The sequence below is a fragment of the Mycoplasma sp. 3341 genome (genome assembly GCF_051549855.1).
Classification (GTDB): domain Bacteria; phylum Bacillota_I; class Bacilli_A; order Mycoplasmatales; family Metamycoplasmataceae; genus Metamycoplasma.
Genome location: NZ_CP196080.1, coordinates 193,495 through 215,335, shown reverse-complemented (window position 1 = coordinate 215,335; position 21,841 = coordinate 193,495). Strand labels below are relative to the sequence as shown.

Here is a 21,841-nt window from a genome sequence, read left to right as displayed (position 1 = left end):
ATTATTCTCCTCTTAGTTTACTTAATTCTGTTTCAACGATATTTTGAATTGCATCGATTTTTGCATCATGTAACAATGGCAAGAATTTTTGCTCATAAATCATTTCACCATCCAACTTATTTTTTTGTTTAACGGTTTCAAGATTTGCAATTTGTTTTGTAATGAAATCATCATTACTAGATTTTGGTTTAGCAGAATTCACTTTTTCTTTAATGATCGTTTCATTTTCAACATAAGTTTTGAAATCGTTAAATTCTTTTTCAAAATCTTCAAAATAACCCGTTAGCTTATCTCTTAATTTTAAATATTCTTTACGGGTTTTTTTAATAGTTTTTACTAAAGAACTAGTCTTTTTTAGCTCTTCACGATAATTTTTAAAATGCTGCTTTCTACTAGGCAAATTCATAAAAGAATTATAGCCACATAATGCTTTAAAAAAATAAAAAAGTTAGCTATTTTTTACTAACTTCTTTAACTCATTTTTCATAGGTATTATCTTTATTATTTTCAAGAGCTTGAACAACGATTTTTCGCTCTGAATCTGATAAAGTAGGAATAAATGTTTTAATTCTTACAATCATTTTTCCATATTTATTTTGGTTTAAGAACTTAAATCCACAATCTTTGATTATGAATGTGTCACCATCTTGATTTTTTTTGTCAAGTTTTATTGGTTTTTCACCATATGGCGTTGGCACATAAATAGTTTCTTCAGCTATTATTGATTTAACTGATACAGGAACTTCTAAAATAATATCATTATCAATTCTACGGTAGTAGTCATGACGCTTAACTTCAATAACAAGTCGCATATCTCCGGTTTGTCCACCATTTTTTGATGGAATTCCGAACCCTTTTAGCAAAAGAACTTGACCACTCATTATTCCTGCTGGAATGTCAACTTCTTGTTCAACATTAGTTCTAATTGAACCATTACCTTTACATTTTGAACATTTTTTGACAATTATTTTTCCAGTACCAGAACAATCAGGACAAGTTGTTACACTTTGAAATAAACCAAACATTGAAGAAGCAACTTTACCCCCGCCATCACAAGTAGAACACTTCTTAAAGTCTTCGTCTTTTTCAGCTCCTTTGCCTTTACATAAATCACAAATCTCGATTTTTTGAAGTTTTAAGGTTTTTTTGACTCCGAATACTGATTCAAGAAATGTTATTGTTATTCTTTGCTCTAAATCAGCTCCTTTTGTTGGACCATTGGGTTTTGAACGTCCAAAGGCACCACCAAAGAAATCACCAAAGCCATCGAATTCATCAAAGCTAAATGCTTTTGAAAATCCACCAAAAAATTGTTTGAAGATATCAGACGCGTTCGAGAACCCTGAAGCTCCACCCATTTGGTCAAAAGCAGCATGTCCAAATTTATCGTATTTAGCTCTTTTCTCTGGATCACTTAAAACTTCGTATGCTTCCGAAACTTCTTTAAATTTTTCTTCTGCTCCTGGTTCTTTATTTCTGTCCGGGTGATATTGCATCGCTAGTTTACGATATGCTGATTTAATTTCTTTTTCAGTTGCTGTCTTAGAAATTCCTAATACTTCATAGTAATCACGTTTTTTATCTGCCATAATAAATATATTTTAGCACAAAAAGGACTAGAGTGCTAAATTTTCTAATTCTTGCTTTGTTATGACTACTATTCTTTTCTTGCCATTAATGTCTTTAATAATGTTGCTTTTAGGATAATTTTTTTCGAAAAATGGTGCTACAAAATCATCGATTTCAAATATTAAAACACCGTTTTTATTTAAAAATAAATGTGCTTTTTTAAGAATTTTTAAATAATCTCTAAGGCCTGAATCTTTAGCATACAAGGCATATTTAGGATCAAATTTTGGTTTGTTAATGACTTCTTGATAGTTCAGATAAGGCGGATTAGAAATGATGACATCATATTTTTTTGTAACTTTTTTGAATCAATCGGAGCGAATAAAATTGATTTTAGTTTCGTTAATAAAAGAGTTCTTCTTGGCTTGTTTTAGTGCAAAAAAGTTCTTTTCTACTGCGTCAACATAGCATTTTTTGTTTTTTTGTATCGCTATTGCTATGAAACCACTACCTGTTCCAAGATCTAAAACTGTCGAGTCTTTGTTAATGTGGTTATAAGCTTCTAAAATAAGTTCTTCCGTTTCATAACGAGGAATTAGCACAAATCGATTTAAAAAAATTCGGACATTTTGCATTTCGCAAAAGCCGATTATTCTTTGTACTGGATAACCTTTTTTAAGAAGCTTTTGCTCTTTTTTTGAAACTTTTAGTTCTAAATTGTTTCGGTGTTTTTCACGCAAAAGTTCTTCTTGTGTAGGCATGTTAATTATTGTTCTCCAATTTGAGCAATTTTTTCTGCTCTTTCTTCAGCTAATAATGATTCAATTAGCGAAGTCATGTTTCCATCCATAACATTTTTAAGCGAAGTTGAAAATCCTATTCTATGATCTGTAACTCTGTCTTGTGGATAGTTATAAGTTCGAATTTTTTCACTTCTATCACCTGAACCAGCAAGTTTGCGAATAGTTCCTTCCTCCTCTTCTCTTTTTCTTACTTCCATTTCATATAGTTTAGATTTCATTAATTTCATTGCTTGTTGACGGTTAGCAATTTGTGAACGTTCATCTTGCGATGTAACTACTAAACCTGTTGGAATGTGAGTAATACGGACAGCACTATCGGTTGTATTAACACTTTGTCCACCTGCTCCTGAAGAACGGAAAGTGTCCACTTTTAAATCTTGTGGTCTGATTTCAATTTCGACATCATCATCGACAGCAGGAAGAACTGTTACAGTAACAGTTGAGGTATGGACTCTACCTTTTGTTTCGGTAGCAGGAATTCTTTGTACACGGTGAACTCCTCTTTCAAATTTTAATTTTGAAAAGACTTTATCTCCACTCACTGAAAAGACAACTTGACTAAATCCACCAGATGCTCCAAATGTTGAATCGATCATTTGGACTTTCATATCATTTAGATCAGCATATTTTTGATACATTCTAAACAAGTCACCAGCAAAAATGTTAGCTTCATCTCCACCGGCTGCTCCTCTAATTTCGATGATAACGTCTCTTTCGTCATTTTCATCTTTAGGTAATAAAAGAATTTTTAGTTCTTCTTCAAGAGTGGTCATTTCTTCTTCAAGCGATTCAATTTCCATTTTTGCTAATTCTAACAATTCAGCATCTTTTTCGTTTTTTAATACTTCTTTAGCTTGAATAAAAGCATCATTACTTTTTTCTCATTTTACGAAGCTTTCATAAATGTCACGAATTGCATTTTGTTCTTTTTGCAATTTTGCATATTTTTTGGTGTCATTGTAAATTTCAGGTTTTAATAAATCTTCTTGAATATCCAAATATTTAGTTTTGATAGCACTTAGGCTTGAAAGCATTGTCTTTTCCATAATTAAATTATTATACAATAATTTGTCTTGCTTTAGGGTACTAAGATTTGGACAAAAATAACCTTTTTGGACTAAAATATAACAAAAAAGGAGAAAAATATGGATTTATACCAAGCAATTTTAAAACGTACAAGTATTAGAAAATTTAAAGATAAAGCAATTGACGATGAATTAAAAAAGAAATTATTCGATGCTATCAAATTGGCACCTAACTCTTCTAATTGACATTCTTCAAGTGCAATAATAATCACCGATAAAGAACAACTAAAAGCAATCGGGCAGGCAAATAAATTTGCTCGAGCTGTTGAAAGCTGTGCAATGTTTGTTGTTTTTGTGGCTGATTTCAATCGCATGAATTTAGCTCAGAAGCACTACCCAGAAATTAAATATGATTTACACACAAAAGAAGGATTTTTAGTTGCTGCTGGAGACGCTTACATTCAAGCTACTATGTTACAAGACGTTGCCATTTCGAATGGTTTAGGTACTTGCTTTTTAGGTTTAGTAAGAACAATGATTCCAGAACTAAGACAACTATTAAACATTAAAGGTCAGGCATTTCCAGTTATCGGTTTAGCACTTGGATATCTTGATGAAGAAGTTAGTGTTAAACCTAAACTAAATAGGGTTTTTGAAGGTAAATATGACATTGATTCATTAGATATCGAAGCTAAAAGATATAGTAAAGAATTGGAAGATTACTTTACAAAACTAGCTCCAGATAAAAAAGCATATTCATACTATGAAGCCTCGATTCTAAGTGCATCTAGATACAACATGAATACTAAAGAAATCGAAGAAATTTGAGACCTTAAATTACAAAACAAATAAAATAAACACACTCACAACTAGGAAAAAGATAATTTTTTCCTAGTTTTTTGTTACTTTTTCAGTCTTTTTAGCAAAAAAGATATAAAAAAATGGTGGAGATGCGGGGAATTGAACCCCGGTCCACACACAAACTTACTTGCAAGTACTACAGTTTAGTTGTCTTTGAAATACATTAACAAATCAATAAGACAACAAAATCAATTTGTTAATGGCAACTCATTTTTCAGTTTCAAAATAGTTGCACTTTTGAAACCTAAGCCCTAACGACAACTTTTTCTAGCGGGCATAGAAAAGTTGACTAAAATTCATTAAGCGAATAATAGATTTGATTGACGATTGAAGAATACAGGTGAAACTGATAGTTCTTCGTTTTCGCTAGTTTTTCCGGTCATTGAAAGCCTAGAAGCAATTATAGTCTGCCACACTACTGCGCTTTTAAGGAGCTTGTGCCTGTCGAAGCCATTACACCCCCATTAATAACAATAGCAATTATAAGCTATGGTTAGTATTGTTTCAAGATTTTTTGCAATTTTTTATCATTTTCCTCTTGAATTATTTTTTGTCTTTTGTCATGTACTTTCAAATGCTTAGCAAGAGCAATCTCTACTTTTATGTGATTATTTTTTCAATAGACTAGAGTCGGAATGATTTGCAGTCCCAATCTCTCTACTTTTGATTGAATTCTAATAATTTCATTCTTATGAAGTAAAAGCTTTTTAGTTCTTTCTAAATCACCTTTAACATTCATATACTGTGAAATGTAAAAATTATTGATTCACATTTCATTACCTTTAATGGTGCAAAAAGCATTATTTAAATTGGCATTTTGAGCTCGTAATGATTTTACTTCTCATCCTTGTAAAGAAATACCACATTCATATGTTTCTTTGATTTCATATTCATAACGAGGATATTTATTTTTTACTATTTGCTTCATAATAATCCTCTGGTAATAAGGCGTTGATTTGACCCTTTGCTTTATCAACGCTTGCAATTACAATTTCATAATCTTTGTCAGCTTTGAATTCTAAAGTTGGTCCCTTAGCAAGAAGTGGTGAGATTTGTGAAACCATTTCTCTTTGAATATCTTCGAACCTAAGAAGAATAGAGGTTTTATAGTTTGGCAATTCGAAAAATACTCCGAATTTTTCACAACTGATCACTTTAGCTTTATATTTTTGCGAAACAAAAGCTTCAAAAAATTCTGCTTTTTTAAGATCAACTACATCTCTTTCAATTGACATTGCCACAACTTCTGAATCAGTGTTCTTTTGGGCGATGTCACTGATTTTATTTTCTAATAATTCCTTTGTTTCATCATTTAATGGCTGACTATTAAAAATATAATCTCTTATTAGGCGATGCAATAATAAATCAGGATAACGTCTAATTGGACTTGTAAAGTGAGCATAACAACTGCTTGCTAACCCAAAATGACCAATATTTATTTCTGAATATTTTGCTTTTGATAAGGTTCTTAGTAAGTGAGCCTTAAGAAAATCATCAAAATGATCTTTTTCTTTTATTTTGTCAATCATTTTGGCAAAATCTTTTGAAAGCCCAGTGTCAGGAACTTTAACATTTAAATTTAAAAAGTTTAGAACTTCTTGCAAGTTAAAGATTTTTTCCGGTTCTGGCTCGGCATGAATACGATAAATTGAAGGTATTTTCTTGTCTGCCATCATGGTCGCAACTGTTTCGTTGGCACGAACCATAAAATCTTCAATCATCATTTCACTGATGCCTGATCTTTTTATTACGATGTCTACTACCTTGTCACCATCCATAATAATTTTTGGCTCTTCTATTTCGAAATCAACATACCCTTCGTCATTTTTTATTTTTCGAATTAGTTTACTTATATCTAATGCTGTGTCAAGTAAATAAGTTGTCTCGAAATCAAAAATGTGAGGTTTTTGAGCATAATAATCGTTAACTCTTGAATAAGTTAAACGATAATTACTTTCGATTATTGATGGATAAATTTCATAAGAAATATTTTTACCATTTTCATCAATGTGCATTTGCAATGTCATTGCACATCTTTTTTGTTGTGGATTTAGTGAACAAATTCCATTTGACAATTCAAAAGGAAGCATAGGAATAACTTTGTCGGGAAGATAGATTGATGTTCCTCTTTCCAATGCTTCTTTGTCAATTGCATCATTTTCTTTGACATAATGTGAAACGTCAGCTATGTGAACTCACAAATCGAAAGTTCCGTCAGATCTTTTTTGACAACTAATTGCATCATCAAAATCTTTTGTGTCATCGCCATCAATGGTAACAGTAAATAATTGGGTTAAGTCTTTACGATTTTGATAATCAGAAGCTAAAACTTCTTTTGGTAATGATTTTGAAAGCTGTTCAACTTCAGTTTCAAAATCTATTTCAATATTATTTTGAGCTATGATCTTCTTTTCTATTACACGTGGATTATTGATGTTACCTATGTATTCAATAAACTTAACATCTACTCGTGACCCACCTGCTTTAGGACTTAAGACTTCCATTTTTGCCAATTGCTCGGTTTCGTAAACAAAATCATCTGGCAATTTTTGCACAAAATATTTGGCTCTGTCGCGATCATCAAAAGCTTCAAAAAAGAATGTCGGCACATTAAAACCTTTTACAAATTTACCAACTACAACTTTCTTTTGATGTTCCTTAACGTGAGTAACAAAAGCACGATAAAATGTTTTTTCTTCTTGTTCATAGCCGTAAATATCAGCATGGACAATATCTTTGTCTAAAACATTGTTTAGTTGGAATGGTAAAGCCAGAGCGCTTTTATCTTCTTCAAAATCAATAAAACCTAATCTTTTGTTAGTTATTGAAATTTCAAAAAAACCACCTGTTACATAGTCAAGAGCAAAATATTGACCTTCACGGTTTTTTTCTACTAGCCTTAGCTTTTCGCATTCAAAAATCAATTCGGACAGTTCTTTATTATGAAATTTAGCAACTTTTAGTTGCTTTGCTATTTCGATAAATTGAAGTGGTTTTTTTTCTTTTTTTAGTAAGTCAACAATGTCTTTAGTTTGTAAATTAAAACGTTTATAACTATTTGCCATTTTGAATTACAACTCTCAGGACAATAGCAATAATTATTAATAAAAAACCGAAAATCATCATTGAATATTTAAGAAATTTTTTGAAACCTCTTTCTTTTGAAACTTTAAATAAGTCAAGGTCTCCACTACCTACAAGGGCACCACTGAAACCATTTGAATCTGGTGACATTAAAAAAGAAATAATGATGATTATGATTGCCACTATAGCAATTAAAACTAATCAAATAGTCATTAACTATTTTTCTCCTTTCATTGCTAAAAAGTACTCATCTAGTTGGTCTTTTGTAACCATTGAAGGAGAGTTTGATAATAAATCAATTTGTTTTGCATTTTTTGGAAAGGCAATAACGTCACGAATTGATTGCGAATTAGTTAGGATCATCAAGATTCTTTCAAGTCCGAAAGCCATTCCACAGTGCGGCGGAAGACCATATTTGAATGCTTTTAAGAAGAATCCAAATTTTGATTCATATTCTTTTGGTGACATATTTAATTTTTCAAACATTAATGATTGAAGTTTTGGATCATTAATACGAACTGAACCTGAACCTAGTTCATATCCATTTAAAACTAAGTCATATGAACGAGCGCGAACTTTGTCATATTCATTGTTTTCAAAATAAGACATAGTTTTTTCATCAATCATAGTAAAAGCATGGTGAGCTGGTTCATAAGTTTGACTATCTTCATTAAATTCAAACATTGGTCAATTTACGATTCATAAGAAATCATAACGATTTGGATCAGCAAGAAGATATAAATCATTTAAAACAACACGAACAGCTCCTAAAGATTTTGTTATGTCACTATATTTACCAAAGCATACAAATAGCGAACCATCACTAATGTTTGCTTTCGATAGTAGTTTTTCAAGTTGGTTATTGTCTAGACTATTCCCTATTGTCATTTGGTCTGTTATTTTGTTAGATTCAATTTTGTAAATAGCAAAATTTTTAGCATTATTTTTTGTTGCTATTTCGGTTATGTATTTTCAATCGTTTGAACTATCTTTATCAAAAGCAATAAATTTTAAAGCATCTTCGCTTGCTAGTAGTTCTGAATAATCAGTTAGAAGATATCCGTATCTTGTGTCTGGTTTATCATTTCCATATTTATCCATTGATTCAAAGAAATCCATTCTTCTAAATGGAATGTTCAATTTTAAACCTAATGAGTTAAAAATGTGTTGATAGTAATTTTCTACAAGTTTAAACAATTCTTCTTCTGTTGAAAAAGACATTTCGAAGTCAATTTGAGTAAATTCAGGTTGGCGGTCTTTACGTGAGTCTTCATCTCTGAAAACTCTTGCTATTTGGAAGTATTTTTCAAACCCTGAAGCCATTAAAAGTTGTTTATACAATTGCGGAGATTGTGGTAGTGCAAAAAATTTACCCTTTTTTCTTGTTGGAACTAAAAAGTCACGTGCTCCTTCCGGTGTTGATTTACATAGAATAGGAGTTTCAATTTCCAAAAATCCATTGGCATCGAAAAATTTACGGGTTTCTAGTGAAACTTTATGTCTTAAAGCAATGTTTTGTTGCATTTTTTCACGACGTAAATCTAAGAAACGATATTCTAAACGAAGGTCTTCATTAGCTTCAGTATTTTTTTCGTTGTCATTGATTTCAAAAGGAATTTGACTCGCGCTGTTAAGGATTTTGTATGATTCAACTTGAACTTCAATCTCTCCAGTTGCTAAATTTGGATTAGCTTCCAGTCTTTTTGTTACAGTTCCCGTTACTTCAATTGCACTTTCTTTAGTTAATAAAGGATCTGAAACATCAGTAAAAATTACTTGAATAATTCCACTTCTATCTCTCAAGTCAACGAACAGTTGTTTTTTAAATTTTCTTTTGTTCGCTATTCAACCATAAAGAGTGACTTTTTGTCCTTCGTTTTTAATGGTCAAACTTGTGTTAAATATTGTTTTCATATTAAATTTCCTCAATAAATTGTTCGATATTTTTTAGCTCAATTGTTTTTTCAGACAGTAAGATTTTTCCTTTGTCAACATATTTAATCTTATAGTGATTTTTAGCTTGATTTAACTCTTTGAAAATGATGATGTCTGCTTCAATTTGCTCTGCTTTTTTAAACATTTTTTTAATTGAAAGAGGCTCATAGAAAATTTCAATACTCAATTTGGCATTACTGCTTCTTAGTTGACTAACTAAATTTGTCATTTCCTCTTTTTCATCTTCATTTAAATAAGCCACTAAAACTTTTTTGTATTGCGAATAGTTTTTGTTTGAATTGTTATGTGTCAAGATTTCAACTAATCTTTCCATTCCAAAGGCAAAACCAATTGAATCAACATCAGGTCCACCTAACTGTTTTAACATCCCATCATAACGTCCACCAGCTAAAATAGTAGATTTTGTTCCCAGCGCTTGTGAAGTGGATACAAATTCAAAAACTATGTCATTGTAATAATCCAGTCCTCGAACTAAAGATTTATTAACAGAATAGTTGATGTTGTGCTTTTCCAATAATTTACATAATGAATTAAAGTCATCTTTTTCATGTTGTGAAAGAAAATCTCATAATTGTGGTGCATTTTTGACAAAATCCAAATCATTTTGTTCTTTATCATCTAAAATTCTTAAAACATTATTTTCTAATCTCTTTTTATTGATTTCAGACAATTTGTCTTGATACTTAGCAAAATATTTCTGTAAATGTTGAGTGTATGTTTTACGCGAAGCATCAGAACCTAATGAATTAATTTCTAAAACAAAATCTTTGATGTTAATTTGGTTTAGAAAATCACTTGCCAACTTAATTATTTCAAAATTAGTGTCAACACTTTTGGGAGCAAGAAATTCTACCCCGCCTTGTCTAAATTCGCGATAACGACCTTTTTGTGGACGCTCATAACGGTACATATTGCCATAATAAAAAACTTTTAAGTAATTATTTGTTGCTAACTTGTTTTCAACAACACTGCGAATTACTGGAGCAGTACCTTCAGGACGAAGACTAATCATTTTTTCTCCGCGTGTTTGGAAAGAATACATTTCTTTATTTACAATGTCGCTGAATTCACCAGCAGAGCGAACAAATAATTCAGTGTGTTCGATGATAGGTGTCTCTATATAAGAAAAAGAATATTTTTGACAAATATTCTTAAATGTATCGACTATCTGTAAATATAAATTTGCTTCCTGACCAAAAATATCTTTTGTTCCTTTTACTTTTTGATACATATTTTCTCCTTACTTATTGAAATCATTGATTGTACTAAATTCTTGTTCTTCAACTTTTGAAGTAGATCAATAGAAAGTATCAATACGTTTTTGTTTGCGAGCAAACTTGTTGGTTAACATTCATTGTCATAGAAGTGGTGCAAGCAAGAAATCAAAACTAAAAATTGATAGATTGATTAATAAAATTGCTAAAAACACATTTTGCATTTCACTGGTTGTAAATGCTAATGACAATGAAATTATCGACACTAAAATCAAGAATCAAACAGATGTTCTAAATGATTGATTGATCAATTTTTTGACAATTGTTTTGATTTGTTCTGGAGAATAAATGTAATTTTTTAGATTTGTATCTTGGTGAGTAAGAATTTTAATTTTATTAGCACTCATTAAATGTGAGTAAATAACAAAAACATGTGCAATAAAGAAGATTAGAGCAAGATTGTAATCAAATTTAATTTTGAAAATAATCATTAAAGCAATAGTTAATAGAAAAACATTATATTCTTTGATGAAATAAATTAGAGTTGTTATCAATGAATAACGAATTCAGATATAGATACCTACTAAAAGAAGAGACACAATTAGTGGTATTCAAGAAAATCCTAATTGTCTTAAAAATCCTTTAGTTGATCAAGTTCAATTTTCAAGAATAAAATTGTTTGCTAAATCAGTCGAATTCAATGCTGTTGCTAAATCTAACGATTGTGAAGAAGAAACTAACATTGTGTATGTGTTGTTATCTAATGAATTTTGCATTATTTGCACATTTTCGATATTCAATGCACTTAACTGTTTTTGAACCGCTAAAGCAGTGCTTTGTGTGATTCCATCAAGGGTTGTAATTGCATAGTTATTTGTTGTCTGCAATAGTGGTGATAAATCTAATGATCTTTCAAAACTAGTTCCATGTGAAAATAGAATGATGAAAGCAATTGGTAAAACTAAAGCGAAAAAGATTGTGTTGTATTTAGATACAAAATTTAATGCAATTTTTGATTTAAATCTAAACTCTTTTGTTAAAGATAATAATCAAGGATAGTAAGCAAAATGATCAACATTTGTTAAGTTATAAATGATAATGTTATTTAACCCAATAATGATTATAGTTGTAAAAATAGAAGCAACTATCACCATTGAAGCAAAGACAGAAACAACATTGATGCTTAGGTATAAAGCCATGATTGATGCTACAACTAAACAAAGCAGAGTGTCAAACGAAGCAAACAAAGTTGTTTTTTGTGATTTTTGAATTGCTTTAGAAGGTGTCATTTTTTTGACTATTTCACGTTTAAATCTAGCTAAAGAATTATTCATTAGTCCAAATGCAATTAGTAGTGTTGTTATTAGACCTGCAATTAATAATGGACTTAAAGAAATTCCAAAACTTGTTAGCACTAAATAAATTACTAATCCATTTAATCCAAAAGCTAAAGAAGAAATCAACCCTAATATTCTGTAATTGAAAATTAGATAGAAACCAATAATTGCGAAAACAATAATTAAAACAAACTTAATCGCTTGGTAATTAAAGGTTTTTGTCGCGTAATTAGTTGCTAAAACTTTTAATTGATAAGGTGAATAGGCATAATTAATGATTGCGCTTAATTCTTTGTTTGAGTATGCTTGATAATTGTTGAATAAGTAGATGATTTTATCTCCTGGTTTTGCATAAGTCATCACCGACGGAGAAGAAACTGATACTAAATATTTACTTGCATTAAGTGAATCATTTTTTAATACTGGTTCTTTAACTTTTTTAGTAGTTTGATCATATGAACCAACTGCATTATTATTCTCGTATGCAAAGTTAACTGGATTTTTATTTGCCGCAGCTCAATCAGAAGCAAATTGATTTTCTGCTAAATTAACAAACTTTTTAAGATTAATCCAGAAATAAATTCTTTGATTTTGGTAGTCCTGTTTTAATAAATCTAATTGGTGATTACCTTTGTCACTTAGAAGTAAAGATACTCGATTAGAAGCTTGCTTGGTATTTCAATTTGCTGGATTATTTTCTAAAGGCAATGCAAAGTCTGCTTCATTACCCTTAAGCAATTTATCCAAACTTACATTGTCATTTGAACCTGGTTTGAAATATTGGTTTTTGTAAAATAAAGGAGTTCCTGTTGAATCGGTTACAACAATGTATGATTTATTCGCTAATTTATTAACAAGTTCATTTAAATCGTAGTCATTGTTAATATTTGTTTCTAATTTTAAAACTCCATTACCGTCATACAAACGATAATTTTCATTAAGGTTTCCGTATGAAAGCAACTTTTCAATACCACCAAAAACTTCCTGGTTAGAAAAGGAAGTGTTTTCACTCAAGTTTTCATTGTCAGAAGTGTCAATTTTAAGAACTACATTAGCTTGCTTAACGGTTGAATTAGCATTTGAATTACTACTTTTAAAACCTAATGATACTGCAATTATTAATGCAATCGAAATTAACAACACTCCAACGTAAGTAATCAGTCATCTTAGCTTGTTTTTTGGATTTTTATTGTTTTCGTAATTCATATTTTTAAATTATACTAGAAAGCCAGGTTTTTAATCTATGATTAAACCTTGCTAGAATAATAAAAATTAGATGTATTGACTTATGTAATCAACTCCTTTTGATGTAATCATTCGTCCTCTGAAAGTTTTGATAATAAACTTGTTAGCTAATAAATGCGGTTCAACATCATGCAATATTGTTTGCCTACTTTCACGTAAAAGACTACATATAGCATCCAAAGAAGCAGGTTTTTGGTCAAAAATAGTAACTAACGTTTTTAAATATTGTATCTGTAAATCACTAAAACCTAGACTAAAAACCCCTAAATAATCAAAAGTCTTTTGAACCATTGATTTTGTTATTACATCATGGTTTTCATATAGTGTAAAATCATGACATCTCTTTAATAAATTGTTAGCGATTCTCGGCGTGAAACGAGAATTTTTTGCAATAAAATTAATGGCTTCTGGGTCTATTTTCATATTGGTTTTCAAAGCAGAATTTTCAATTATTTTGCATATTTCAGCGTTACTGTAATTTTTGAGTCTAGCAATGTATCCAAACCTATCTTTAAGTGGTTGAGTGAGTAATTCAAACTTAGTTGTAGCAGCAATTAGACTAAAATTATTAAGTTTTAAACGCATGATTTTTTTGTCACCATCTACACCTAAAACAATATCAATTTTACCTTCTTCCATTGCAGAATACAACAATTCGTGCAAGGTTTTGTTGACAGAATGAATTTCATCAATAAAAATGATGTCGTTTTCTTGAATAGATGAAAACATAGTGATTAAATCACTGCGTTTTTCTAGTAAAGGTCCTTGAACGAAAACTATATTTCTCTTAGTTTCGTTAGCGATAATTGTTGCTAAGGACGTTTTCCCTAATCCTGGCGGACCATAAAAAAGTAAATGATCAATTAGCTTGTGCTGTTTATCTGCTGAATCGATCATAACCTTCAAAGTTTCTTTAATTTTATCTTGCCCGATAAATTCATCGAAAGTACTAATTTTGAATAATTGCATTATTGGCGTGTTTTGATGAAATTACTTTAATTGCTTCTTCAACAGCTTTATCAAGTTCTTGATCAACATTTATTTCTTGCATAGCTTCTTTTATCTGACTATTTCTAAACCCTAAGATACGCAAACTTTTTTCGATGTTATGAGCATTTTCTGAAACAATAGTCTTATTTTCTCCTTTAGTTGCTTCAAACTCATTGTTTTCTGTTTCATCTTCAGGAGTTTTCTTTTGCAAGAATTTTTCATATTTAGGTTGATATTCAAAGATCAGTTGTCTTGCTGAGCGGTTACTTAGATAAGGAATTGAATTCAATTTGTTAATGTTTGCACTAGCAACATATTCAACTACTTTTTCTCAACCTATATTTAGTACTGATAATGCAGTTTTAGGTCCAATTCCTTGTATTGAAAGCAGATCTTCAAAGACTACTAATTCCTTGAAATTTTCAAATCCATACGTTGTTTTAAAGTGTTCTGTCTCGTACTCATGGACAAAAACTTTCATATTTTCGTCTTTTTTAAATCTCTCAACCATTGGAACATAAATTAGTTCTCCAACTCGGTTGTTTTCTAAAATAATGTAATTTTTATTAGTGTGAACAATTTTTCCATATTTATAAATTATCATTTTCGTTTACCTCAACCTAATTAAACAACACAAAAACAACACGGATTGTTAAATGGGAAAAAATGAGAAAAATGTGAGAAAGATACAAAAAAAATAGCCGTGAAGGCTATTTTGGTCAATTTCTTGAAATGGTACGCCCTAGAGGATTCGAACCTCTGACCCAATGGTTAAAAGCCATTTGCTCTACCTGCTGAGCTAAGGGCGCATATCATGGTGCCCAGAACTGGACTTGAACCAGCACGGTGTTGCCACCGAGGGATTTTAAGTCCCTTGCGTCTACCTATTCCGCCACCTGGGCAACTCTGCTTAGATTGCTTTAATATTATACACAAATATAATTTTTTATTTTATAAAAAATAAAAAAGTTTGGTCGCTTTACTGCGCTTTGGTGCCCGTGACTGGACTCGAACCAGCATGAATCTCTTCGGTTGATTTTGAGTCAACTGCGTCTACCATTTCGCCACACGGGCATAACTAATATTATATAGCAAAAATACGTATATCATATATAATAAAATACATGAATTTAGAACATATTTTCGCTGCTCAAAAAGATTTAGATGAAGAATTTAGTAAAAATATTGCTCCAGGTGAGCAAGATTTAAAATTGAAATGTGTAATAGCTTTAATTGTCGAAATTGGTGAATTTGCTAACGAGTTTCAAGAATTTAAATACTGAAAAGTTCACAAAAATATTAACCGTCAAGCACTTTTAGAAGAGTATGCAGACGGAATTCACTTTCTGAGTTCTTTAAGCGCATCTATGCATATTAGTCCTATTATTGAACCATTAGTATTAGCTAAGACATTCAGTCGTCAACTGGCAGAAGTGTATAAAGCAAGTACTAAACTGCTAGATGAATTAAATAGTAAAAATTTAACATATTGCTATAGACTATACTTAGGACTTGCTAAAGTTGCTAATATTAGTGAAGAAGAAATATTAGCCAGTTTTGCGAGAAAGAATCAAATTAATCATCAAAGAGCACACAATAAATATTAAAAAAATCACTCATATACAGTACTTTTTACTGAAAGAGTGATTTTTTATTTTGCCTTTTGACATATGGTGCCACTTACAAGACTCGAACTTGTGATAGATACTTACGAGATACCCGTTTTGCCTGTTAAACTAAAGTGGCACTTTGTAAAAGAAAACAGCCGTTTGGCTGTTTAGGTCAACTTAATGAAATGGTGCGAACGAATGGACTTGAACCATCGACCTCACGATTATCAGTCGTGTGCTCTAACCAGCTGAGCTACGCTCGCATGTAATTGGCGAAACATCGCCAATTTGTATTAACGTTTTGAGAATTGTCTTGCACGACGCGCTTTACGTAATCCGAATTTTTTACGTTCTTTAACTCTAGCGTCACGTGTTAACATTCCTGCTTGTTTTAATGCTGGACGAAAATCTTTATTTACTTCTAATAATGCTCTCGCAATCCCTAGTCTAACAGCTCCAGCCTGTCCACTTAGTCCACCACCGTTAACATTAGCAATAACATCATATTTAGCAGTTGTTTCTGTTAATCCAAATGGTTGAGAAGCATCTTTTAATAGTATATCACTATTTAAGTATTCTCTTGCTTCTTTTCCATTGATTGTGAATTTTCCATTTCCAGGAACTAAGTAAACTCTTGCTACTGAGCTTTTACGACGTCCTAGACCGTAGTATCTTACATCTGCCATTATTTAACCTCTAAAACTTCTGGTTGTTGTGCTTGGTGTGGGTGTTCACTTCCTGCATAAACATATAAGTTATTGAATTGTTTGTGTCCTAATTTGGTGTGTGGTAGCATTCCTTTAACTGCTTTTTCAATTAAAGCAATAGGTTTTTTAGCTCTTAGGTTTTTAGCATTAATTTTCTTTAGCCCTCCAGGGTATCCTGAGTAGCTGTAGTAAATTTTATCTTCTTCTTTTTTTGCTGTCAATTTAACTTTGTCAGCGTTGATAATGATTACATTATCTCCCATATCCACGTTTGGTGTGAATGAAGGTTTATTTTTTCCTCTTAGAATTGATGCCACTTGCGCGCTTAGACGTCCTAAAACTAAGTCTTTAGCGTCAATTAGGTATCATTTTTTTTCAACTTCTAAGTGTTTAACGATTGTAGTTTGACGCATGTGCTTTCCTTATGTAATTTAATTTAAAAAAATAAATGCTTTAACATTATAACAAAAAAAGGTAATTTTGTTAAAATTTTGTAAACTTGTTTAACACTCAAAATGGTGCTAATTTAAAAAATAAATATAGCGCATAAATGATTTATTCATTTCGGGACTAACAAAAGCTTTTTACTCGGAACTATTAGAGCTTTTGTGCGCATTTCGTGAGCTAGAATTTTGCAAAATCTAGTGATTTAATTTTACCAAAAAATCACACTTTTTATCTATTCATCATGTAATTTTGCAATTACATAAAGAGCAGCAGTCTCAGCACGAAGAATTGTTTTAGTTAATTTAATTGATTCAAAACCGGCATGAATAGCTTTATTTACTTCTTCATCACTAAAACCACCTTCAGGTCCAATTAAAAACAATGAAGATGGTAAGAAAAATTTATGTCCTTCGCTTTGATTTTTTTCATGAGCAATATAACGGTGGTCAAAATCTTTAATTGCTAATACATCTTCAAAATTTAACACTGAACTTAATGAAGGTATTTTGTTACGAAATGATTGTTGGCAGGCTTCAAAAATAATTTTCTCAAAGCGTTTTCTTTTGTTTTCAAAATCATCAACCTTCATTTCGCTGTAACGACTTTTGAACGGATAAATATGACTGACACCTAATTCTGTTGCCTTTTGTAAAATTAATTCAAAGTTTTTTCAATTTATTAAACTAACTGCTAAACCAACAGGCTTACTGAACTCATGGTTTAAGTCTAATTTTTCGATAATATAAGCTTTTTGGTCTTCATAGCGGCACTGATAAAATTCATTTTCATAAACGCAAATAAATGTTTTGTTAAATTGTCTAGCAACTCTTAAGTGATGAATAGTTTCCTGGTCTAAAATGAAGTAATTATTTTCTTTTTTATTAACAATAAAGCGCATGTTGTTCCTTTTTTTGTAAAAATTATAATTAAAAAAGTAGCACATTGCTACTTTCAAAGTGAATATTAGTATAAAGCTGCTTTAGCTTTTTCAACGATTTGTTCAAAAGTTTTTGGGTGGTTAATTGCTAGTTCAGAAAGCATTTTTCTATTGATAACCACGTTAGCTTTTTTAAGTCCATCGATTAAACGTGAATATGTTAATCCTAAAGGTCTTGAAGCCGCATTAATACGAGCGATTCATAGTTTTCTGAATTCTCTTTTTACTTGTTTACGGTCTCTAAATGCATATGTTCATGATTTAACAACCGCTTGTTTTGCAACTTTGTAACCGATTGATTTGTGTCCTCAGTATCCTTTAGCTAATTTAATTCATTTTTGTCTTCTAGCTCTTGTAACTGTTCCGCCTTTTACACGCATAATAAGTTCCTTTCTAGATTAATTCTTTAATTCTCTTGTAATCTGATTTTGAAATCATTCCAGATTTACGAGATTGTCTTTTTTGTTTTGTTGATTTATTTTGAGCTAGGTGTGAACGATAAGCTTTTCCACGTTTAACTTTTCCGCTACCAGTGATTTTGATACGTTTAGCTAACGCTTTTTTAGTCTTCATTTTTGGCATCGCTGTTTTCTCCTTTGTTTGAATTTGGTTTCACTTTTTTCTTATCTTTTTCTAAATACATATCTAGAAATTTTTCATTGGTTAGAGTAGGTTCTTTAGTGATTTTAGCAATATCTTCGACTGCTTGGTAAAACTTCATTAAAACTTCTTGACCAATTTCTGGTCTTTGCATTTCTCTACCTCTAAACTTTAGAGAAACTTTTACCCGATCACCATTTAGTAGAAATTCACGAGACTTACGTGCTTTAGTTTGCAAGTCATGATCACCAATCATAGCAGTTAGACGAACCTCACGATTAACTGTGACTGATTGTTTTTCTTTAGCTTGTTTAGCTTTTTTCTTACGGTCGTATTTAAATTTTCCGTAATCAAGAATTTTTGTAATTGGTTTGTTGTCAGCAATTGAAATTAAAACTAAGTCTTTCTTTTCGCTTTTTGCTCTTTCGATTGCTTCATCACGTGACATAACACCAATTTTTTCTCCGTCACTATCTAGAACAAACACCTTCTTGTAAGGAATTTGTTCGTTTAAAACGTGTTCTGATTTTGGTCTTTTGTCTTTATTGTCGTTAGATTGAATAACTATCTCCTTTAAAAATAAAAAAGTGGTATTAATCCACTTCTCCACTACATAAAAAAACATATAGTAGCAACCCGATTTAATAAAACCCAGGTGAGAAATGAATCTTCTTTTTGCTTTGAATGCTTATAAATAATACCACATTTAGTATAAAAATTTGTAAAAATATATTGCCGTCCGAGTCCAAAAAAATTATTAATTAGCCTAATCTAGATTAACCATTTGCTAAAATTTAAAGTATGAAAATAGATTTACAAAAATTACGTCAAAATCTTGACAAAGCTTATGCTCCATACTCAAAATTTCATGTGTCTGCTTTAGCAATTGATGAAAATGATAATCAATACTGAGGAGTCAATTGTGAAAACATTGCTTTTCCATCTGGATTATGTGCTGAAAGAAGTGCACTATTCTCAGCACCAGTACAAGGTGGCAAAGTAGGAACATTCAAAGAAATTCACATTATTTCATCTTCTGAAAAACCAGTATTTCCATGCGCTGGATGTCGTCAAGTAATGTGTGAATTTATGAAACCTGATAGTTTAGTATATTGTTATTCAAATGACACAAAAGAAGTAATGAAATTCAAACTTGAAGAATTAGTACCAAATGCAATCTGACCAACAACTATTAAAGTAGGTTAAACATTAACATATGAAAAAACAATTTAAATTCTTACTGCCTTTAATTACAGTTGCAACTACTTCTTTGCCACTAGTAGCAATAAGTTGTAACAGTACAAATGAAAAAGATCCTGTTAAAGAAGAAAAATGAATTCAACCAGAAAGTGATTTAGTTGATAAAACAGTTGAAGCATCTGAAGATATAAAAATTACAGATAAAAATTTCGCTTGAATCAATGAAATGAAAGAAGACATTAACAAATCTCTTTGAATCAATCCAATCGAAAAACGACGTTTAATTGCCGATATAAATTTAACATCTAGTTCATTACAAACATTACCATTCAACTCTGAACAACTAAAACTATATATGAAGGGAATGGCACTCGGTGAGCTGTCTAGTAACTCAAAACTAATCAAATTTTTATTCGTTGACTGAACACAAACATTTTTTAGTAAGTTCATTACTCATATTTTGAACCCTTTTGAACAAAAGGATGAAGATATAACAAATTGAATAAGCGTTCAAAAAGCCAAAGCAAACAAAGTATCTATTGCACTATCTGAGGATCCTTGAAATTTGGTGAAAATAGGTGACGAAATCTTGATTGAACAACACAAAAACTTAGATGACACAATCAAATTTCTAACTAACAAAAATAAACTTCAAGTAATTACATATCCTGCAGAAAATAAAACTAAAACACTCTTTGCTTTCGATGCTAACAATGAATACATAAATCTTCCACAAAATATGGTTAAGATTGAGAATGGTAAATATATTGTTAGCTATCCTGGTTTAGATAAACCAAATGAAATAGAAATACAAAATCCAACAATACTTAATGTTACAAAAAATAGCAACATTTTAGAACTAAAATCACTTGCGATAAATAATCAAGTAATTTATGGTGGTTTTGATATTAATTTATCTGCTTCTAAAATGTATGATGACAGTATGGTCTTTTTGGATAACAAAGTGATTGATGATGAAGATTATGTTAGTGAGGATGCAAAAATTGAAAATACACAAAATTCTTCAAATAATACTAACAACAATCAAGAAGTTACCATCTTAGCTTCGATGGAAGACTTTGTTAAAAACACTGATTTTACTACTCAAGCAATTATTTATATCAGTAATCCAGCACTAAAAAAAGAATTTATCGACCCCGAAACTAATAAATATATTGATTTCATTGCTTTAGATACTGATTTTAGCAAGCAAGAATACAATGATGAAAAAGTTGCTTACATAACCAGCGAAGTAGAAAATAATGAAGTTGCAAGATTTAGTTTTGCTTTAAAAACGCCTCCTTGCCTTTTGGTTCGTGTTTCAAAGCAATTCGCACTTTCTTACATAGAACACAAAGATGCACGAGTAGCTAAATATTTAGCAAAACAGGATAAACAACAAGCATAATGAAAAGAACAAGAGGCTTTTATCTCCTGTTCTTTTTTTTGTTATTTTTTAGTTTTAATCGGAACGTAAAGTTTTTTAACTTCGTCAGTGTAAACGTGTTGTTTTTTATCTTCGGGATGCAAGTAAATGTTAGGTAAAAATTCAGTCCCTACATTTTTTGTAAACATTGCTTCTATTAAGCAAAATTTAGGAGTAGCACTAACACGTGGAAAGACTAATTGAATTCTTTTTGGTTCAAAACCATGTTTTTTCATTGCTTCAAGGCAGTCTACAAAACGATTAATAGGCAAAACTACAGATAAATATCCATTTTGTTCAATTATTTTTCTTGAACCAGCACATAATTGATCTAAATTTAGATAAATCTCATGAGTAGCAATTTCTTGAAAAGAAGTAGAGGATTTTCTTTTGATGTTTGCATCAACTTTATAGTAAGGGGGATTACAAATTATAAGATCATATTTTTTTGCTAATTTATTGCCCACTCTATAAGCATATTCTTGTGCATAGTCATTAAAATCTGCTTCAATTATGGCAATTTTGTTTTCAAGATTATTCTTTGTTACATTAAAATTGGCAATTTCTACTGCTCTTGGTTGTATTTCGATGGCATCAATTTTGATTTTTTCACTTCTTTGAGCAACGAAAATACTCAAGGCTGCATTGTTAGTTCCTACTTCTAGGATATTTGTTACTGAGCGATTTAAAGTACAAAAATTTCCTAGCAAAATAGTGTCAACTGAGTATGAAAACATCTCCTTATCCTGCATTATTTTTAAACCATCTTGATAACCTAAATTATTTTCTTTTCAACTACTTCTCATAATTATTAATTGTATAGTATTTTT

Annotated in this window: 23 protein-coding genes, 5 tRNA genes and 1 other RNA gene; 4 read left to right on the top strand and 25 right to left on the bottom strand. The window is 30.7% G+C overall.

What is annotated here, in order from left to right:
• Position 1 precedes the first annotated feature (1 nt).
• The 4 genes from ACSH40_RS01035 to prfA are packed head-to-tail and all read right to left on the bottom strand — an operon-like array spanning position 2 to position 3,418.
• Positions 2-406, bottom strand: coding sequence for a hypothetical protein (locus tag ACSH40_RS01035; protein ID WP_438341711.1), 405 nt, complete (start codon positions 404-406; stop codon positions 2-4).
• Between the two features lie 46 nt (positions 407-452).
• The gene (gene dnaJ, locus ACSH40_RS01030; RefSeq protein ID WP_438341710.1) at positions 453-1,589 is read right to left on the bottom strand and encodes a molecular chaperone DnaJ; all 1,137 of its coding nucleotides are present in this window, start codon (positions 1,587-1,589) and stop codon (positions 453-455) included.
• A gap of 27 nt (positions 1,590-1,616) precedes the next feature.
• Positions 1,617-2,330 carry a peptide chain release factor N(5)-glutamine methyltransferase gene (locus ACSH40_RS01025; RefSeq protein WP_438341709.1) on the bottom strand — a complete coding sequence of 238 codons (714 nt, stop codon included), beginning with the start codon at positions 2,328-2,330 and terminating at the stop codon, positions 1,617-1,619.
• 5 nt (positions 2,331-2,335) lie between these two features.
• On the bottom strand, positions 2,336-3,418 hold the full coding sequence (gene prfA / locus ACSH40_RS01020) for a peptide chain release factor 1 (RefSeq protein ID WP_438341708.1): 1,083 nt from the start codon (positions 3,416-3,418) through the stop codon (positions 2,336-2,338).
• A 99-nt stretch (positions 3,419-3,517) separates the two neighbouring features.
• On the opposite strand from prfA, the gene ACSH40_RS01015 reads away from it, so the two are divergent.
• Complete coding sequence (locus tag ACSH40_RS01015; RefSeq protein WP_438341707.1) at positions 3,518-4,249, top strand: nitroreductase family protein; 732 nt, start codon at positions 3,518-3,520, stop codon at positions 4,247-4,249.
• Positions 4,250-4,339: 90 nt separating this feature from the next.
• On the opposite strand, the gene ssrA is transcribed toward ACSH40_RS01015, so the two are convergent.
• The 12 genes from ssrA to ACSH40_RS00955 form a co-directional block, all read right to left on the bottom strand.
• Positions 4,340-4,721: a transfer-messenger RNA gene (ssrA, locus tag ACSH40_RS01010) on the bottom strand.
• A 30-nt stretch (positions 4,722-4,751) separates the two neighbouring features.
• Positions 4,752-5,186, bottom strand: a complete 435-nt coding sequence (gene smpB / locus ACSH40_RS01005) for an SsrA-binding protein (RefSeq protein WP_438341706.1) — start codon at positions 5,184-5,186, stop codon at positions 4,752-4,754.
• Positions 5,164-7,323: a ribonuclease R gene (gene rnr / locus ACSH40_RS01000; RefSeq protein ID WP_438341705.1), complete on the bottom strand. Its 2,160-nt coding sequence runs from the start codon at positions 7,321-7,323 to the stop codon at positions 5,164-5,166. Before rnr ends, smpB begins: the two co-directional genes overlap by 23 nt.
• Complete coding sequence (gene secG, locus ACSH40_RS00995) at positions 7,313-7,555, bottom strand: preprotein translocase subunit SecG (protein ID WP_438341704.1); 243 nt, start codon at positions 7,553-7,555, stop codon at positions 7,313-7,315. The genes rnr and secG overlap by 11 nt, the downstream gene beginning before the upstream one ends.
• Positions 7,556-7,558: 3 nt before the next feature.
• Positions 7,559-9,256 (bottom strand): aspartate--tRNA ligase, encoded by a 1,698-nt coding sequence (gene aspS, locus ACSH40_RS00990; protein WP_438341703.1) that lies wholly within the window; start codon positions 9,254-9,256, stop codon positions 7,559-7,561.
• 1 nt (position 9,257) lies between these two features.
• On the bottom strand, positions 9,258-10,529 hold the full coding sequence (gene hisS, locus ACSH40_RS00985; protein ID WP_438341702.1) for a histidine--tRNA ligase: 1,272 nt from the start codon (positions 10,527-10,529) through the stop codon (positions 9,258-9,260).
• A gap of 9 nt (positions 10,530-10,538) precedes the next feature.
• Entirely contained in the window at positions 10,539-13,055 is a 2,517-nt protein-coding gene (gene secDF / locus ACSH40_RS00980; RefSeq protein ID WP_438341701.1) for a protein translocase subunit SecDF, read from the bottom strand.
• Positions 13,056-13,121: 66 nt separating this feature from the next.
• Positions 13,122-14,063 carry a Holliday junction branch migration DNA helicase RuvB gene (gene ruvB / locus ACSH40_RS00975; protein ID WP_438341700.1) on the bottom strand — a complete coding sequence of 314 codons (942 nt, stop codon included), beginning with the start codon at positions 14,061-14,063 and terminating at the stop codon, positions 13,122-13,124.
• Complete coding sequence (gene ruvA / locus ACSH40_RS00970; protein ID WP_438341699.1) at positions 14,044-14,688, bottom strand: Holliday junction branch migration protein RuvA; 645 nt, start codon at positions 14,686-14,688, stop codon at positions 14,044-14,046. Before ruvA ends, ruvB begins: the two co-directional genes overlap by 20 nt.
• Before the next feature lie 129 nt (positions 14,689-14,817).
• Positions 14,818-14,893 (bottom strand) — tRNA-Lys (locus ACSH40_RS00965).
• A gap of 6 nt (positions 14,894-14,899) precedes the next feature.
• A tRNA-Leu gene (locus ACSH40_RS00960) sits at positions 14,900-14,986 on the bottom strand.
• Positions 14,987-15,074: 88 nt separating this feature from the next.
• Positions 15,075-15,158: transfer RNA gene (locus ACSH40_RS00955), tRNA-Leu, on the bottom strand.
• Between the two features lie 50 nt (positions 15,159-15,208).
• Here ACSH40_RS00955 and ACSH40_RS00950 point away from each other — a divergent pair.
• Positions 15,209-15,691: a dUTP diphosphatase gene (locus ACSH40_RS00950; RefSeq protein WP_438341698.1), complete on the top strand. Its 483-nt coding sequence runs from the start codon at positions 15,209-15,211 to the stop codon at positions 15,689-15,691.
• A gap of 64 nt (positions 15,692-15,755) precedes the next feature.
• Here ACSH40_RS00950 and ACSH40_RS00945 read toward each other — a convergent pair.
• From ACSH40_RS00945 to infC, 8 genes are all read right to left on the bottom strand, one after another.
• Positions 15,756-15,830: transfer RNA gene (locus ACSH40_RS00945), tRNA-Thr, on the bottom strand.
• 50 nt (positions 15,831-15,880) lie between these two features.
• A tRNA-Ile gene (locus tag ACSH40_RS00940) sits at positions 15,881-15,957 on the bottom strand.
• 30 nt (positions 15,958-15,987) lie between these two features.
• Positions 15,988-16,380, bottom strand: coding sequence for a 30S ribosomal protein S9 (gene rpsI, locus ACSH40_RS00935; RefSeq protein WP_438341697.1), 393 nt, complete (start codon positions 16,378-16,380; stop codon positions 15,988-15,990).
• The gene (gene rplM, locus ACSH40_RS00930) at positions 16,380-16,814 is read right to left on the bottom strand and encodes a 50S ribosomal protein L13 (RefSeq protein ID WP_438341696.1); all 435 of its coding nucleotides are present in this window, start codon (positions 16,812-16,814) and stop codon (positions 16,380-16,382) included. The genes rpsI and rplM overlap by 1 nt, the downstream gene beginning before the upstream one ends.
• Positions 16,815-17,080: 266 nt before the next feature.
• Positions 17,081-17,746 carry a 16S rRNA (uracil(1498)-N(3))-methyltransferase gene (locus ACSH40_RS00925; RefSeq protein ID WP_438341695.1) on the bottom strand — a complete coding sequence of 222 codons (666 nt, stop codon included), beginning with the start codon at positions 17,744-17,746 and terminating at the stop codon, positions 17,081-17,083.
• A 65-nt stretch (positions 17,747-17,811) separates the two neighbouring features.
• Entirely contained in the window at positions 17,812-18,168 is a 357-nt protein-coding gene (gene rplT, locus ACSH40_RS00920) for a 50S ribosomal protein L20 (protein WP_438341806.1), read from the bottom strand.
• Positions 18,169-18,178: 10 nt separating this feature from the next.
• Positions 18,179-18,367 (bottom strand): 50S ribosomal protein L35, encoded by a 189-nt coding sequence (rpmI, locus tag ACSH40_RS00915; RefSeq protein ID WP_438341694.1) that lies wholly within the window; start codon positions 18,365-18,367, stop codon positions 18,179-18,181.
• A complete protein-coding gene (gene infC / locus ACSH40_RS00910; protein ID WP_438341693.1) occupies positions 18,348-19,010 on the bottom strand; it encodes a translation initiation factor IF-3 in 663 nt (220 codons plus the stop codon). The genes rpmI and infC overlap by 20 nt, the downstream gene beginning before the upstream one ends.
• A gap of 176 nt (positions 19,011-19,186) precedes the next feature.
• Here infC and cdd point away from each other — a divergent pair, with 176 nt between their 5' ends.
• Together cdd and ACSH40_RS00900 are read left to right on the top strand one after the other, a co-directional pair.
• Entirely contained in the window at positions 19,187-19,591 is a 405-nt protein-coding gene (cdd, locus tag ACSH40_RS00905) for a cytidine deaminase (RefSeq protein WP_438341692.1), read from the top strand.
• A gap of 10 nt (positions 19,592-19,601) precedes the next feature.
• On the top strand, positions 19,602-20,993 hold the full coding sequence (locus ACSH40_RS00900) for a hypothetical protein (RefSeq protein ID WP_438341691.1): 1,392 nt from the start codon (positions 19,602-19,604) through the stop codon (positions 20,991-20,993).
• Positions 20,994-21,034: 41 nt separating this feature from the next.
• Here ACSH40_RS00900 and ACSH40_RS00895 read toward each other — a convergent pair whose 3' ends face one another.
• Entirely contained in the window at positions 21,035-21,817 is a 783-nt protein-coding gene (locus ACSH40_RS00895) for a tRNA1(Val) (adenine(37)-N6)-methyltransferase (protein WP_438341690.1), read from the bottom strand.
• Between the last annotated feature and the right edge of the window lie 24 nt (positions 21,818-21,841).